A 14,798-nucleotide genomic window follows, 5' to 3' on the forward strand; every position below is an offset into this window, starting at 1 on the left:
GGGGGTCATGGACATCGCCACCGACGGACGCAATCCGTCACTGCTGCAGTACGTCCTGCGCGGACTAGCGTTCCTCGTCGTACTGCTCATCCTGTTCGCGTTGCTCTTCATGCGCTATCAGGGCACGTTCACCTCGACGGTTCCGGTGACCGCCGAACTCACCGATGTGGGTGACGGGTTGGTCACCGACGCGGACGTCCGCTACAACGGGCTGATCGTGGGTGCGGTCAAGTCCATCGACCTCAGCGGCGAGGTCGGTCCGGGCAACCTCCAGTACAAGAACGTCGGGATCGACATCGACCCCGAGCAGGCGCCGGGCATCCCCGGCAACGTCACCGCTCGGACCGTGCCGTCGAACCTGTTCGGCGTCAACTCCGTCGAACTCGTCGCTCCCGCAAAGCCGAGCGGTGAGGGCTTGTCCTCGGATGCCACGATCCCGGCCGACGAGACCCTGCCGACCCTGCGGTTGCAGGACGCGCAGAACGAGCTACGCACCCTGTTGCAGGCCGTGCCACCGGAAGACCTCGCCTCGGTCCTCGCGACGATCTCGGACGCCTTGAAGGGTGGCGGCGCCGTGTTCGGCGCTTTCGTCCCGCTGCTGAACAACTACTGGCGGACGATCAACGCGCAGTTCCCGCCTGGCGCGCCCTCGGGCTTCGACAACTTCAACCGGGCGGTCAAAGGGCTGTCGCAGTCGACACCCCAGTTGCTGGACACCTTGGGGCGCAGCGTGATCCCGGCGATGACGATCGCCGACAAGCAGCAGGACCTCACGGCGATCCTGTCTGCCGGCGAGGGTGTCCTCGACGAGACCCAGGCACTCTTCGCGGCCAACGGCGACCGTGGTAAGCGGGTGGTGCGCGATCTCAACACGATGGTCGGCGCGGCCGTGCTCGAGCCGGATGCGTTGCCGCAGGCGCTGACAGCGCTGAACAATCTCGCCACCAAGGCGCTGACCGTGTTCACCGGGGTCAACGGGCACGCTCAGCTCAACGCCGGTCTGAGCTTCAGTCCGTTCCAGCGGTACACCCGACAGAATTGTCCGGTCTACAACGGCGGCCCGTACGGTCAGACGCGCGGTCCGGGTTGTGTGGGGCCGGGCACCGGGACCGGGCCGACGAGTTCCGGGCCGTTGATGATCTATCCTTCGGACGGTATGCGCCGCAACGCGTCCACCGCGGGATCGGTGACCACCTCGGCGGACAAGAAGACCTTGGGGACGGCGCTGAAGCGTAAGCCGGGGACCGCGGACACGCTCATGCTGGGGCCGCTGGTCCAGTCGAGTTCGGTGCGATCGGGGAACCCGGACGGACAGCAGGGAGGTGGTCGATGAGTCACGGTCAGTCCAGCATCCGGAAGCCACTGATCGGCTTCACGGTGTTCGCGATCGTCGCGATGCTCTTGACGTACGTCATCTGGTCGACCCTTGAGCGGTCACTGCCGGGCAACACGAACTCTTTCACCACCTACTTCACGGATGCCTCTGGACTCGCCGTCGGCGACGACGTCCGGATGGCCGGCGTGCGGGTGGGCCGGGTCCACGACATCTCGCTGGACGACGGTCGTGCCCGGGTGACCTTCGATGTGCAGACCGACCAGCCCATGTTCACCAACACCAAGGCAGCGATCCGCTATCAGAACCTCATCGGTCAGCGGTACCTGTCGCTCACCGTGGTGAAGGGAGCCGACAGCGCGCCGCTGGCGGCCGGGTCGACTCTCCAGCAGCCGTCCGAGGACTCGTTCGACGTGACCCGACTGCTCGCCGGGTTCCAGCCCGTGTTCGAGACCCTCAAACCCGAACAGGTGAATGCATTGTCGGAGGGGCTGATCCAGACCTTCCAAGGAAACAAGGTGTCGTTGAGCTACACCGTTGCCGAGGTCGGACAGGTCGCCTCGGACATGGCTGACCGCGATGCCGTGATCGGATCGATCATCAACAACCTGAGCGCGGTCATGCGAGATCTCGCCAAGCAGGGCGGTCAGGTCGGCACCGTGATCGACAGCATCTCCGGTCTCATCGAGAACCTCAACGCCAATTCGGCCGCATTCGGTAAGTCGGTGGTCCAAATCGGACAGACCGCAAGCGGTTTCGCAGACGTTCTCGGTGAGAGTCGCAGTTCGCTGTCCGCGGCGGCGACCGACGCGCGGGCGGCCACGTCCACCTTGATCGCCAACGGGGCGAAGCTCGACCGGATGGCCGGTCAGTTGCCGGCCTTCCTCGGTCACTTCCCGTTGGTCCTCGGGCAGGGCGCCTATCTGAACGTCTATGCCTGTGACCTCGACATCGCGATCGGAGATGTGCTCTTGCCGCCCGGATTGATCAGCAAGATCGGTGGCACCCAGCATTCGGAGGTGTGTCGATGAGCCGGTGGCGCAGACACTTCGACAGCAATCGGCGGTTCTGGTACGGACTCGCCGGCGCCGTGGTGATCGTCCTGCTCGTCCTCGGCGTCACCACCCTGGCCCAGGCGCATCTGGGGAAGAAGACCTACACCGGGGACTTCGCCCAGGCCGGTGGCATCAGGCCCGGAGACAAGGTCCGCGTGGCAGGCATCGACGTGGGTGAGGTGAGTTCGACCGAACTCGCCGGGAACCACGTCACCGTCACGATGAAGGTCGACCGCGACGTGAACGTCACATCCAACGGTTCCGCCGCGATCAAGATGTCCACTCTGCTCGGTCAGAGATATGTCGATGTGTCGCTGGGGATTCGTCCACCGATGCCGCCGACGGACGTATCGCGCAGACGAGTGTTCCCTACGATCTGCAGAAGACCATCGAAGAGGGCACCCCGATCATCGCCGGGGTCGACGACGAGACCTTCGCCGAGGGCTTGCGGACCCTCAATCGTCAGCTCGCAGGTGCACCCGCGGTGACAAAGCCGACGCTGGATTCGCTGACCGCGATGTCAAAGGTCGTCACCAACCGTCGTGATCAGATCAATCAGCTCGTCAGTGACACGAAGTCGGTGACGGGCGTCGTCGACGACAGTCAGGCGCAGCTGTCGATCATCGTCGGCCAGGGTCGTCAGCTCGCGGAGAAGATCACCGCGCGTGAGGCTCTGGTGACACGGATGCTCGACGGGATCGCCGAGTTGACCGAGCAGGCGCGTGCGGTGGCCCGCGAGAACGGCGATCAGTTCGCGCCGATCATGGCCAACCTCAACACGATGTCGCAGGGACTCGAGAAGAACCGCAAGAATCTGCGCAAGCTTCTCGAGATCCTGCCGGTCACCGCGCGAGTCACCAACAACGCCATCGGCGACGGTCCGTACGCGAACGGCTATCTGCCCTGGGGGATCTTCCCGGACAACTGGCTGTGTCTGGCAAGGGTGGTGGACGGATGTTGATCACTGAACGCGGAGTCCGGAGCCTGCGTCGACCGCTGTCGTCGGCCGTGCTCGCACTCCTGGTGGTGCTGGGCTTGTCGGGGTGTTCGTTGATCCCGGCGAAGTGGACGGCGGCGTTCGGCTCGGCCATCGAGGTCACCGCGTATTTCGACGACGTGGCCGGTCTCTACTCGAGCAACGACGTCGCGGTGCTCGGCATGCCGGTCGGTCAGGTGACTGGCGTCGAGCAACAGGGAAACCGGGTCAAGGTGACCTTCACCGTGGACAAGGATGTTCCGGTACCGGCGAATGCGACTGCGGCGATCGTGAACACCTCCATCGTGACCACGCGGCACATCGAGCTGTCCCCGGCCTACTCGGAGGGGGACAAGCTCACCGACGGATCGGTGATCCAGCAGACGAAGAGCCCGGTGTCGGTCGGGGAGCTGTTCGACTCGATCGACGGTCTGGTCAAGTCGCTGTCGGGTGATCGGCCCGGTGAGGGGCCGGTTGCCGACATGGTCGACATCACCGCCGGTATCACCAGCGGCAACGGTGAACGGATGCGTCAGGCGATCAACGAACTCAGCAAGGCTTCTGAGGTGGCATCGAGCAATGGCGGTGCCCTGATGGAGATCATCAAGACGGTGCAGGGACTGACTTCCACACTGGTGGCCAATTATCCGAAGATGACGGCCTTCTCCAACTCGATCAACGATGTGTCGCAGATGCTGCGTACGCAATCACCGGGTCTGCAGGCGACATTGAGCGATCTGAATGTCACTCTGCAGAACACCACTGCCTTCCTGCGGAACAACTCGGGCACGATTGGCACGTCCACTGGTCGACTCGCCGCGTTGGCCGAGAACCTCAGTGACTTCTCGAGACAGGTGGTGGAGACGATCGACCTGGGGCCGTTGCTGTTCCAGAACCTGAGCAACTCGGTCTCGGCCGAGCAGGGGGCCTGGCGGGCCCAGTTCCTGTTGGACAAGTCGTTGCTCGACACGGAGGCCTTGTCGACCTTCTGTCAGGCCATCAACCTGCAGAAGAACGGGTGCCGCACCGGCCAGCTCAAGGATTTCGGTCCGGATCTCGGTGTGTTCTCGGCGATGTTGGAGTTGACCAAATGATCCGGGATGCAGTCGGGCCCTTCCGAGTTCAACGCGACGCCGGACGTGGCCGGCGGACCTCACGCAGCGCGATGCTGATGATGTTGGTTGCCGCGGTGGTGTCGATGTCGGGGTGCGGTGTGGTCCCGGGTCTCACCGTCGAGCAGATTCCGCTGCCCGCTCCAGGCGGCATCGGTGACTCCATCCGGTTGACGGCGAAGTTCGACAATGCGCTGAACCTGCCGACCCGCGCGAAGGTGAAGCTGTACGGAACCGACGTCGGCCAGGTGTCGGATATCGTCGCCAAGGACTATTCGGCCGTGGTCTCGATGAACGTCAGCAAGGAGTCCAAGCTGCCGACCGGCACCGGTGCCGAACTCCGGCAAGCCACCCCGCTCGGCGACGTCTTCGTGGCCCTGCTCCCGCCCAAGGGTGCGCCGTCGGGCTATCTGGGCGACGGCGACAGCCTCGACGGGCCGACCTCCGCCGCCGCGACGGTCGAGGACCTGCTGGTCAGTACATCGGGTCTGGTCGACAGCGGGTCCCTGAGCTCGCTGCAGGGGATCCTCACGGAGCTGAGCAGTGCGGTGTCGGCGAACCCGGATGATCTGTCTGGCTCGATCGAGGGACTCACCACGGCGATCACGAAGTTCAACAAGAACTCCGCCGAGGTCGACCAGTCGATGCGTGACGTCCGGGTGTTGACCGCTCAGGTCTCGGACGGCCGGGCGCAGATCATGGCGTCGATCGACAAGCTCGCGCCTGCGCTCAATGCCGTCAACAGTCAGATCGGCCAGATCTTGTCGACCTTGGACAAGACGAACCAGGTGACTGCGGCGACCAATGACTTCCTGAACTCGGACCAGGACAATCTCGTGGAGCTCTTTGCGCATCTGTCGACCGCGCTGAAGGGGTTGCGCGGTGCCGCGAACATCCTTGGCCCACTGTCGGACAACTTGGCGACGCTGACTCCCAAATGGATCAAGTCGACGCCGGGTAGTGCCGCGGCGCTGTCGGCCAAGGTGTACTACCTCAATCCGGGCGCGGGATTCGACTCGGCGAGCCGTCTGCCGGAGCTGCAAGACGTGGATGAGGGATCGAAGGCGTTGCAGCAGACGCTCACCCGGCTGCTGGCGCGCCTCACCGGAACGCGGGGGTGCTGCGGATGAGGGTATTGTCCGGTCCGTTCGGCTGGGTGCGCACGCATTCGGTCCTCGTCGGCAACATCGGCCTGATCCTCGTGATGCTGGTCGGTTTGGCATACCTCTCGTTCGGTGCGCTGAGGTGGGACCCCTTCAAGGGCACCTATCAGATGACCGTGCACTTCACGAGTTCTGGTGGACTCCAGGACACCTCGGGGTGATGGTGCGCGGTAGCCGCGTCGGCGAGGTCCAGTCGATCCGGGTGCAGCCGACCGAGGTCGACGTGACGGTCGAGATCGCCGACGACGTGAAGATCAATCGCAACGCGGTCGTGGCGGCTCTCGGGTTGTCGGCGGCCGGTGAGCAATATGTCGACTTCGAACCCGCTACCGCCGACGGCCCGTATTTCGTCGACGGCGACGAGGTCCAGGTGAATCAGACGCGGGTGACGGCGCCGTTCCCGCAGATGCTGGAGGCGTCGCTCAACGTGGTCGAGCAGATCGACCCGGTCAAGTTGCGGTCGGCGGTGGACAACCTCGACGTCGCGCTGGGATCGGATGGCTCGGGCGACAACGACCTGCGTGCGTTGTTCATCTCGGGTGGAACGATCTTCGCCGACCTCGCACTCGTGCTCCCGCAGACCAAGAAGTTGATCTCCGACACCGGCACGATCTTGCAGACGACGTCGAACATCCAGCCGGACCTGGGAACCACGGTTGCCTCCCTGAGCACCATCGTGAACGCGGCGGTTGCGTCGGACAAGGAGATCCGCACCCTGCTCGGCCGGGGACCCTCGCAACTGACGAGTCTGACCGGCTCCCTGAACCAGATTCGCGACCCGGTGTCCGACGTGCTCCAGCAGTTCGCGGACGTCGCCCGGCAGGGAGCTCTGCGGGCACCTGCGCTGGCCAATCTGCTCCCGTCGATGCGCGATGCAGGTGTCAAGAGCCTCAGCATGTTCCACGGCGGCGCATGGTGGGCCTTCGGCGCCATCTACCCGCGTCCGAGCTGCAACTACGCCGTGACCCCGGTGCGGCCGACGAAGATCCTCGAACTGACCGTGCCCACCAATCTGTACTGTGTCACCGAAGACCCGCGCCAACAGATCCGTGGGTCGGCCAATGCACCGCGACCACCCGGTGACGACACCGCAGGCCCGCCGCCCAACTACGACCCGAATGCGCGGACCGTGCCGCTCGACAAGTGATGTGAAGAGAAGGAATGACCAAGCAGGACAACCACTCCGACGAACCGAACGACGACTCGGCAGAGTCCGCACCGGCTCGTCCCGAATCCCGACCAGACGCCGTCACGCAGCCCTCTGAGGTCGCATCCGACGCAGACGGTGACGCGCCCGGTACCGCCGACGAATCTGCCGCGCCGGCACAGAAGGCAACGCGACCGCAGACGAAGTCCGCGCGGACCGCCGGGCGCCGCCCGGGTGCCGCGTCCACGCCCGACACAGTCTCCGAGACGGAACCGGCGACCGATGCCGACCCGGCGAAGCCGTCGAGCGGGCGCGAGATCTCGCTGACCTTCACGACCCGTGGACTGACCAAGGTACTGGCCGGGATCGTGGTGATCGCGGTGGTGGTCGGTGTCGTGTTGCTGGGGTGGGGCTACTACCACCAGCGCCAGGAACTCGCCGCCTTCGACGACAGCAAGTCGGCGTCCGAGGAGTTCTCGGTCAAGCTGGTCAGCACGATGAACACCGACAACATCGGGAACATGAAGGAGCTCCTCGGGCCGCTGTCCACCGGTGAATTCCGTCAACATCTGGAGCAACAGCAGTCCGCGGGGACCAAAGCGGTCAAGGATCTGAACGTGAAGGCCACGCCGACCGTGAAGTCGGTGTCGGTCACGAGTTTCGACACGGACTCCGCGAAGACCAGCGTGCTGATGGAGGTCAGCGGTACCAGCAGCCTGGCGCCCTCGGGTGGCAAGGAACTGATGCTGATCTGGCTGGATCTGCACAAGGAGGACGGCAAGTGGCTGGTCGCCAAGCTCGACGGCGCGCAGGCCGGTATCGGCGCGCCCCAGGGCGAGCAGAACCAGTCCGGTCAGCCGGCCGCACCGCAGACCCCGCAGGCTCCCGCACCCGCACCCGCACCCGCGGGATGATCTCGCCGCCCGTCGATTCGGTCAGCCTCCGCGGGTGAGGATCGCGACGGGCCCACCCGCGAGCAACCGTGTCAGATCGGTGGCGCCTCCGTGGGTTTCGCCGGTGGTGGCGTCGGTCCACGTCCCCGGTGGCATGGCGACCGAGGTCGCGGATCGATCGGCCGCGGAGAGACTGTGTGTGAAGCGCGCGGTCACCACCACCACGCGAGGATCGTCGTCGCCGGCTCCCCGGACAAACGCGATCACGTGATCTGCGCGGGCGCCTTCGGCACCGAGGGGAGCGTAGGTCCCTTCCGGTCCGAAAGCGGCCGCATGATCCGCGCGTACCCGCAGCGCCGCTCGGATCATCATGGTCTTCGGGTGGTCGATGGGCTGCCGGTAGTCGACGGGCCGGCGGTTGTCCGGGTCGACGAGTGAGTCATCGAACCATTGGGTGCCCTGGTAGATGTCGCCCACGCCAGGGCCGAGGAGTGCGAGTGCCTTGCGCGCCATCGCTTCTGCCTGCCAGCTCGCCGAGATCTCACCGACCAGGCGTGCGATGGCTTCCGCTGCCTCGCCGGTGGTGACGGCGTCCACCCACGACTCGAGGGCTTGCTCGAATTCCTCGTCGACGTCGGTCCAGGTTGTGCGCAGGCCTGCTTCGCGCGCCGCCTTCTGTGCGTAGGCGCGCAGACGGGCCCGCAGGGTGTCGTCGACCGGGCCGGTGACCGGCCAGACGCCGATGATGTTCTGGAGCAGGAAGTATCCGGTCAGATCGTCAGGCGGCGGCGTGGTGGACCAGATGCGCCGGACCAGCATCGACCACCGTTCCGGCACCTGGGCGAGGACGGCGATGCGGGCTCGCACGTCTTCACCGCGCTTGGTGTCGTGTGTCGAGGTCGCGGTCATCGCCCGCGGCCAGTCACGCGCCCGGCGCACATTGCGGGTATGGAACTCCCGGAGTGACATCGCCGGATCGGCAGGGTCGCCGCCCACCTCCTGGGCGGACACGAGTCGGGCGGTGCGGTAGAAGAGGCTGTCCTCGACGCTCTTGGCGGTGACCGCACCGCAGGTCTGTGCGAGTCGCGACGTGGCCGCACCGGGACTCGCGGTGGACGCGACCACCAGCTCGAGCGCCGAGGCAAGGGCAGGGGTGCGCCGGGCGATCTCGGCCGCGGCGCCGATGAGCCGCGAACGCAGCGACGGGTAATCGGCGCGGTAGACACCGATCTCGGCGATCAGCTCGGCCGTCGCCTCGGCGACCGCGTCGACATCGGCGGCCGGATCGGAATGGGTGACGGCCCGCACGAGCCGTCGATGCTCGGTCGGGAACATCTGCCGGATGGTGGCCAGTTTGCGTTCACGCTCGGCGGCGCCGAGCCAGGCCGAGTCGCCGTTGGTGGCCGTGACGCTCTCATGGATCTCGTCGAGTTGGATTATCCCGGTCGGTGCGGTGAAGACGGCGTCGATCGCCCGCAGCTGCTCGTAGCCGGTGGTTCCCTCCACCGGCAACGTCGGCTCCAGATCCTCGTCAGCGGCAAGGATCTTCTCGATGTAGATCAGCCGGTGCTCGCCGACGTCGGCCCGCAGCCTCCGGAGATACGCCTGCGGATCCCAGAGCCCGTCGGGGTGGTCGACTCGGACACCGTCGATGAGGTCCTCCTCGACGAGGTCGAGAAGCCATCGGTGCGACGCCGCGTAGACCTCGGGGTCCTCCTGTCGTAGGCCCGCGAGTTCGTTGACGGTGAAGAATCGCCGATATCCGATCAGGCCGGAGTTCCACGGGACCAGCCGATAATGCTGACGGTCGTGAACTTCCACCGGCGTGCCACCGGAAGTTCCTGGGGCCGTGGGGAAGACGTGATCGTAATAGCGGAGGTGCGCGTCGTCGACCACGAGGGGCGAGAGGTCGCCGTCGGCGGCGAGGACCGGGAGCGCGATCTTGCCGTCGGAGCCGTTGTCGGTGGAGAAGTCGACGTCGAACCACGTCGCATGGCGAGAGCCCGACCCGTACCGGAGCAGGTCGTTGAACCACGGGTTCTGCATCGGGTCGGCGACGCCCGTGTGATTCGGCACGATGTCGACGATCATCCCCAGGCCGTGGCGGGTGGCGGCGCGGCGCAAATCGCGCAAACCGTCGATGCCCCCCAGTTCGGCGGACACCCCGGGCGGCGGCACCCAGTCGTAGCCGTGGGTGGATCCCGTCACCGCGCGTCCGATGGGCGAGAGGTACAGGTGACTCACGCCCAGGTCGGCGATCTGGGGGAGGACATCGATGACGTCGGCGAAACCGTGGTCGCGGGTGAGCTGAATCCGATAGGTGGCGAGGGGTTCGCGCCGTTTGCCGACGCCGCGCACGCCACCGGGGGTGGAGGCGGACTGCGGGTCGGCGTTCACGCCGTCTTGCGCAGGACGAGGACTGAACGGGCGCCGACGGTCACGGATGTGTCGGCCGCCGCGGTGAGATAGCTTGCGCCGGTGGCGTGGGTGGTGTCGAGCTCGCCTGTCCACTCCTGGGCCCACGACGACGGTGGCAGGTGGAAGTCGATGTCGCCGTCGTGTGCGTTGAAGCAGATGAGAAAGCTGTCGTCGACGACCTTCTCGCCGAATTCGTTCTTCTCCTCGATACCGTCGCCGTTGAGGAAGACCGCCAGGCTCTTGCCGAAGCCGCTGTCCCAGTCCTCGGCGGTCATGGCTTGCCCGGCCGGGGTCAGCCAGACGATGTCGAGGGCCTGATCACCCCAGCGAATCGGCTTGCCTGCGAAGAACCGTCGTCGCCGCAGTACGGGATGAGCGTGGCGCAGTGCGATCGCTCTGCGGGTGAAGTCGAGGAGGTCGGCGTTCTTCTCGGCGAGCGACCAGTCCATCCAGGACAGTTCGGAGTCCTGACAGTAGACGTTGTTGTTGCCCTGCTGAGTCCGGCCCATCTCGTCTCCGTGGGCCAGCATCGGTGTGCCCTGCGACAAGAACAGGGTGGCGAGGATGTTGCGCTGTTGCCGGGCGCGGAGGGCGAGGATGTCCGGGTCCTCGGTGGGCCCCTCCACCCCGCAGTTCCAGGACCGGTTGTGACTTTCGCCGTCCCGGTTGTCCTCGCCGTTGGCCATGTTGTGTTTCTCGTTGTAGGACACGAGATCACGCAGTGTGAAGCCGTCGTGGGCGATGACGAAGTTGATGCTGGCGAGTGGACGCCGGCCGGTCGCCTCGTAGAGATCGGAGGAGCCGGTCAGGCGGGAGGCGAACTCGCCGAGTGTGGCCGGTTCACCACGCCAGTAGTCGCGGACCGTGTCACGGTATTTGCCGTTCCATTCGGTCCACAACGGCGGGAAGTTCCCGACCTGGTAACCGCCTTCCCCGATGTCCCAGGGCTCTGCGATGAGTTTCACCTGGCTGACCACCGGATCTTGTTGCACCAGATCGAAGAACGCCGACAGCCGGTCCACGTCGTGGAGCTCACGTGCGAGGGTGGACGCGAGGTCGAAACGGAATCCGTCCACATGCATCTCGAGGACCCAATAGCGCAGCGAGTCCATGATCAACTGCAGGGTGTGCGGGTGCCGGCCGTTGAGGCTGTTCCCGGTTCCGGTGTAGTCCATGTACATCTCGGGGTTGTCGTCGACGAGCCGGTAGTAGGCTGCGTTGTCGATTCCGCGGAACGAGATCGTCGGACCGAGATGATTGCCTTCGGCCGTGTGGTTGTAGACCACGTCGAGGATCACCTCGATGTCGGCCTTGTGGAAGGCGCGGACCATCGCCTTGAACTCGGTCACCGCGCCTGCCGGCTGATCGGGTTTGGAGGCGTAGTCGACGTGGGGTGCGAGGAACCCGAAAGTGTTGTATCCCCAGTAGTTCCGCAGGCCCTGGTCCTGGAGGACGAAGTCCTGCATGAACTGGTGCACCGGCATCAGCTCGATCGCGGTGACGCCGAGTGACTGCAGGTGCTCGATGATCACCGGGTGGCACAGCCCGGCATACGTGCCACGCAGATGCTCCGGAACATCGGGATGCGTGGCGGTCATGCCCTTCACATGGGCCTCGTAGATGACCGTCTGGTGATACGGCCGGCGCGGCGATCGGTCGCTCTGCCAGTCGAAGTAGGGATTGATCACCACCGAGACCATGGTGTGCCCGAGTGAGTCGAGTTGTGGCATGTCGGCAGGCGCCCGGGTGGTCAGAGTCAGCGAGGACTCGGGCTCGGTGTCGTCGGACGGCGACGATTCGGGGTCGTCGTCCGGCGGGGCGGGGGCCGCCTCGACGGTCTCGTCGTCGGCGTCCGGATCGTCCTCGACCATCGGATAGGAGAACAGCGACGCATCGCCGTCGAAGCTGCCGTGGAAGGCCTTGCCATACGGGTCGAGCAGCAGCTTGCTCGGATCGCACCGGAGCCCCTGGGCGGGGTCGTATGGGCCATGGACGCGGAAGCCGTAGAACTGGCCCGGCCCGACGTTGGGCAGGTAGCAGTGCCAGCAGTAGCCGTCGACTTCCTCCAGGCGGATTCGGCGTTCGGTACCCGCGTCGTCGACGAGGCACAGGTCCACTGCGGTGGCGACTTCGGAGAACAACGAAAAGTTCGTTCCCACACCGTCATATGTCGCACCGAGCGGATAGGCGGTGCCGGGCCAGACGATGAACGGCTCCCGGTCGTCAGACGGTGCCGCGTGATCGAACGGATCGGGAATGTTGGTGACCTCCGCGGGCTCGGCGGGGGGCGAACCTCCGGCATCGGGGGCCGGTGACTCGATCACTTCGAGCTTCGGCGATTCCATGAGACGACACTAGCCGTCAACGGTGCCCGGTTCATCTCGGAGAGAGGCCGGACCGCACGTGATCGGCGACCGCGACCCCTCATCATCGTGGTGGTGGACCTGTCCACGGTGCCGCCGCGGCCATCTGCCTGCCCAACTCGTCGGCCAGACTGCGGACATATGTCGCGCTGAGATGGTGCCAGTCCTTGTAGACCACCACGTTGCCGACGACCGCAGGGCACAACTCCGCATCGCAGACGCCGTTGGAGAGGTCGAGCGCATGGAACGTCGGACGGGTGGCGGCCAACGCCTTCGCCGGGTCCTCGGGCGCCAGGGCAGCGGCGCGCCTGGTCGCGCAACTCGTTGCCGATCCGCCGTCGGCGAGACATGTCGGCGTGTCGATGAGTCCCTCGGCGTTGTGTGGCCAGGGCGTGTCACGGATGCCGAACACCTCGATGCCCGCGGCGATGAAATCGTCGAAGATCGGCGTGTACGTCGGCGGCACCCAGTCCCCGGGCTGGTGGTCGCGTGGCCGCGTCGAGTTGGTGAAGATCGCGTCCGGCCTGTCTGCGATGACCTTCTTCTGGACCCGCATCACCCAGTCGTGGCACTGCGGATACGGCACACCGTTCTGCTTGGGGACGAGCTCGGTCGACATCGGACAACCCATCTTCAGGTAGGTGGTCACCTTGAAGTGATTGCGTTGCCCGAGCAGGTTCAGCGCGCTGATCCACATCTCCGCGTGCGACCCGCCGATCAGCGCGATGGTCTTGGTCGCGTTCGGGTCGCCGTAGACACCCACATGGATGTCGGGATCCTCGAAGCTGCTCATGTAACCGTCGGTGGAGGTCTCCGGAAAGTCCTTGGTGACCAGCAACGGCGACGGCTGCGGATCCAGCGCGGGCACGGGGAGGCCGCTGAGTAGCGCACGGCCACCGGGATACAGCCGCGGGTCGAGGTTCTTGGTGTCGACGACCATCGTCGAGACGTGCCGGTCCCAGAGTTTGATGCCGACCCCGGTCACCAACGTCGCGATCACGAGGACCGAGGTCAGCACCGAGGTGTAGGTAAGCCAACGGGTGTGACCGTCACGACGGGCGTGCGCGAGCTTGGAGCGGCCGCCGCCACGCAACGGGTCCTCGACAAAACGCTTGGTCAGCCAGGCCAGGGCGATCGAGACGGCGAGGAGGCCGACTCCCTCGATCACCGAGGCGTGATCCTTGCCTCGCCAGGTCAGATAGAAGATCAGCAGCGGCCAATGCCAGAGGTATAGAGAATAGGCGATGGTGCCCAGCCACACCGGCCACCGGCTCGCCAGCATCCGGTTCACCGGCGGCAGCCCCTGCGGCTCGGAGACCCCCGGCCGCGGCCGCTCGAGTGCTGTGGCGCCCGCCCAGATGATGAGAAGGGTGGAGCCGACGGGCACCAGTGCCCAAGGACCCGGATAGGAGTCGACACCGTCGATCCACCAGCCGCAGGTGACGATCAGCGCGAGGGCCACGACCGCCGCGACCGTACGAAGCCACCTCGGGACGCGCCAGCTCGGCAACCAGATGGCGAGGAGTCCGCCGGCGAGCGGCTCCCAGACCCGGGAGATCGTGTCGTAGTAGTTGAACTGCTGGTTCACACCCATCCGCATGTGCGCCCAGTAGAACGATGCCGCGGCCACCAGAAGGACGCAGACACCGACGACCACGCGTATCGCCTGCGGCCGGGCCATCGGTGTGATGGCTTTCGCCAACAGCTTCAGGGCTGCGGCGAACGCCAGTGCGACAACCATGGTGAAGACGAAGAACTGTCCCTGCACCGACATCGACCAGATGTGCTGGAGTGGACTGTTGGCCGAACTCGCGGCCAGGTAGTCCTGGGAATTGAGGGCCAGATGCCAGTTCTGGTAATACAGCGCGCTCGCGATCAGTTCGCGACCGATGCTGACCCAGCGGGTCTGCGGGATGACGATGAGGGTGAGGACCGTGACTGCGAGCAGCACGGTGAACAACGCAGGTAGCAGCCGTCGCAGCAGTCGTTTCAGGCGCGGCCACGGATTGATCGTGTCGCGGTAGGTGACGTGCGGTGCCTGGCTGTGGATCGCGTGGCGCAGCAGCGAACCGATGAAGAAATACCCGGAGAGCGCGAGGAAGACGTCCACACCACCCGAGACCCGACCGAACCAGATGTGGAAACACGCGACAAGCGCGATCGCGATACCGCGCAGACCGTCGAGATCGGTCCGATACGCGGGCACATTGTCCACCGGTGCCGGCGCGGCCGGGGCGGCGGTGTGGGTCGTGGCTGCCACTACCTGGGTGCGTCTTCCTGTCTCGGACGTCGGGGTTCGGCGAACGAAACCTGACGACGGGGTGGGTGTGCTAATGGC

8 protein-coding genes and 2 pseudogenes are annotated in these 14,798 nt (G+C 65.6%); 7 read left to right on the top strand and 3 right to left on the bottom strand.

The genetic code is table 11. The features are described from left to right. Positions 1-7: 7 nt before the first annotated feature. From GTV32_RS02405 to GTV32_RS02435, 7 genes and pseudogenes are all read left to right on the top strand, one after another. On the top strand, positions 8-1,333 hold the full coding sequence (locus tag GTV32_RS02405; RefSeq protein ID WP_161058784.1) for an MCE family protein: 1,326 nt from the start codon (positions 8-10) through the stop codon (positions 1,331-1,333). Beyond that, positions 1,330-2,364 (top strand): MCE family protein, encoded by a 1,035-nt coding sequence (locus GTV32_RS02410; protein WP_161058785.1) that lies wholly within the window; start codon positions 1,330-1,332, stop codon positions 2,362-2,364. Before GTV32_RS02405 ends, GTV32_RS02410 begins: the two co-directional genes overlap by 4 nt. Further along, positions 2,361-3,349: pseudogene (locus tag GTV32_RS02415) on the top strand (MCE family protein). The gene GTV32_RS02410 and the pseudogene GTV32_RS02415 overlap by 4 nt, the downstream one beginning before the upstream one ends. Further along, positions 3,343-4,458, top strand: coding sequence for an MCE family protein (locus GTV32_RS02420; protein ID WP_161058786.1), 1,116 nt, complete (start codon positions 3,343-3,345; stop codon positions 4,456-4,458). Before GTV32_RS02415 ends, GTV32_RS02420 begins: the two are co-directional and overlap by 7 nt. Before the next feature lie 71 nt (positions 4,459-4,529). Next, a complete protein-coding gene (locus tag GTV32_RS02425) occupies positions 4,530-5,606 on the top strand; it encodes an MlaD family protein (RefSeq protein ID WP_161062295.1) in 1,077 nt (358 codons plus the stop codon). Further along, positions 5,603-6,786, top strand: a pseudogene (locus GTV32_RS02430) (MlaD family protein). Before GTV32_RS02425 ends, GTV32_RS02430 begins: the two are co-directional and overlap by 4 nt. A 14-nt stretch (positions 6,787-6,800) precedes the next feature. After that, on the top strand, positions 6,801-7,700 hold the full coding sequence (locus tag GTV32_RS02435) for a hypothetical protein (protein ID WP_161058787.1): 900 nt from the start codon (positions 6,801-6,803) through the stop codon (positions 7,698-7,700). A gap of 21 nt (positions 7,701-7,721) precedes the next feature. Here the strand turns inward: GTV32_RS02435 and treY are convergent, their stop codons facing one another. The 3 genes from treY to GTV32_RS02450 all read right to left on the bottom strand — a co-directional run bounded on the left by treY (position 7,722) and on the right by GTV32_RS02450 (position 14,720). Further along, positions 7,722-10,037 carry a malto-oligosyltrehalose synthase gene (gene treY, locus GTV32_RS02440; RefSeq protein ID WP_161062296.1) on the bottom strand — a complete coding sequence of 772 codons (2,316 nt, stop codon included), beginning with the start codon at positions 10,035-10,037 and terminating at the stop codon, positions 7,722-7,724. 35 nt (positions 10,038-10,072) lie between these two features. Beyond that, entirely contained in the window at positions 10,073-12,442 is a 2,370-nt protein-coding gene (glgX, locus tag GTV32_RS02445) for a glycogen debranching protein GlgX (RefSeq protein ID WP_161058788.1), read from the bottom strand. An 82-nt stretch (positions 12,443-12,524) separates the two neighbouring features. After that, the gene (locus GTV32_RS02450; protein WP_161058789.1) at positions 12,525-14,720 is read right to left on the bottom strand and encodes an acyltransferase family protein; all 2,196 of its coding nucleotides are present in this window, start codon (positions 14,718-14,720) and stop codon (positions 12,525-12,527) included. Positions 14,721-14,798: the final 78 nt, after the last annotated feature.

The organism is Gordonia sp. SID5947 (assembly GCF_009862785.1).
GTDB lineage: Bacteria > Actinomycetota > Actinomycetes > Mycobacteriales > Mycobacteriaceae > Gordonia.

What these genes read in the sequence shown, in the direction of transcription:
- GTV32_RS02405 (WP_161058784.1), top strand. Translation starts at nt 8, where the DNA reads ATGGACATCGCCACCGACGGACGCAATCCGTCACTGCTGCAGTACGTC.
- GTV32_RS02410 (WP_161058785.1), top strand. Translation starts at nt 1,330, where the DNA reads ATGAGTCACGGTCAGTCCAGCATCCGGAAGCCACTGATCGGCTTCACG.
- GTV32_RS02420 (WP_161058786.1), top strand. Translation starts at nt 3,343, where the DNA reads ATGTTGATCACTGAACGCGGAGTCCGGAGCCTGCGTCGACCGCTGTCG.
- GTV32_RS02425 (WP_161062295.1), top strand. Translation starts at nt 4,530, where the DNA reads ATGCTGATGATGTTGGTTGCCGCGGTGGTGTCGATGTCGGGGTGCGGT.
- GTV32_RS02435 (WP_161058787.1), top strand. Translation starts at nt 6,801, where the DNA reads ATGACCAAGCAGGACAACCACTCCGACGAACCGAACGACGACTCGGCA.
- glgX (WP_161058788.1), bottom strand. Translation starts at nt 12,442, where the DNA reads ATGGAATCGCCGAAGCTCGAAGTGATCGAGTCACCGGCCCCCGATGCC.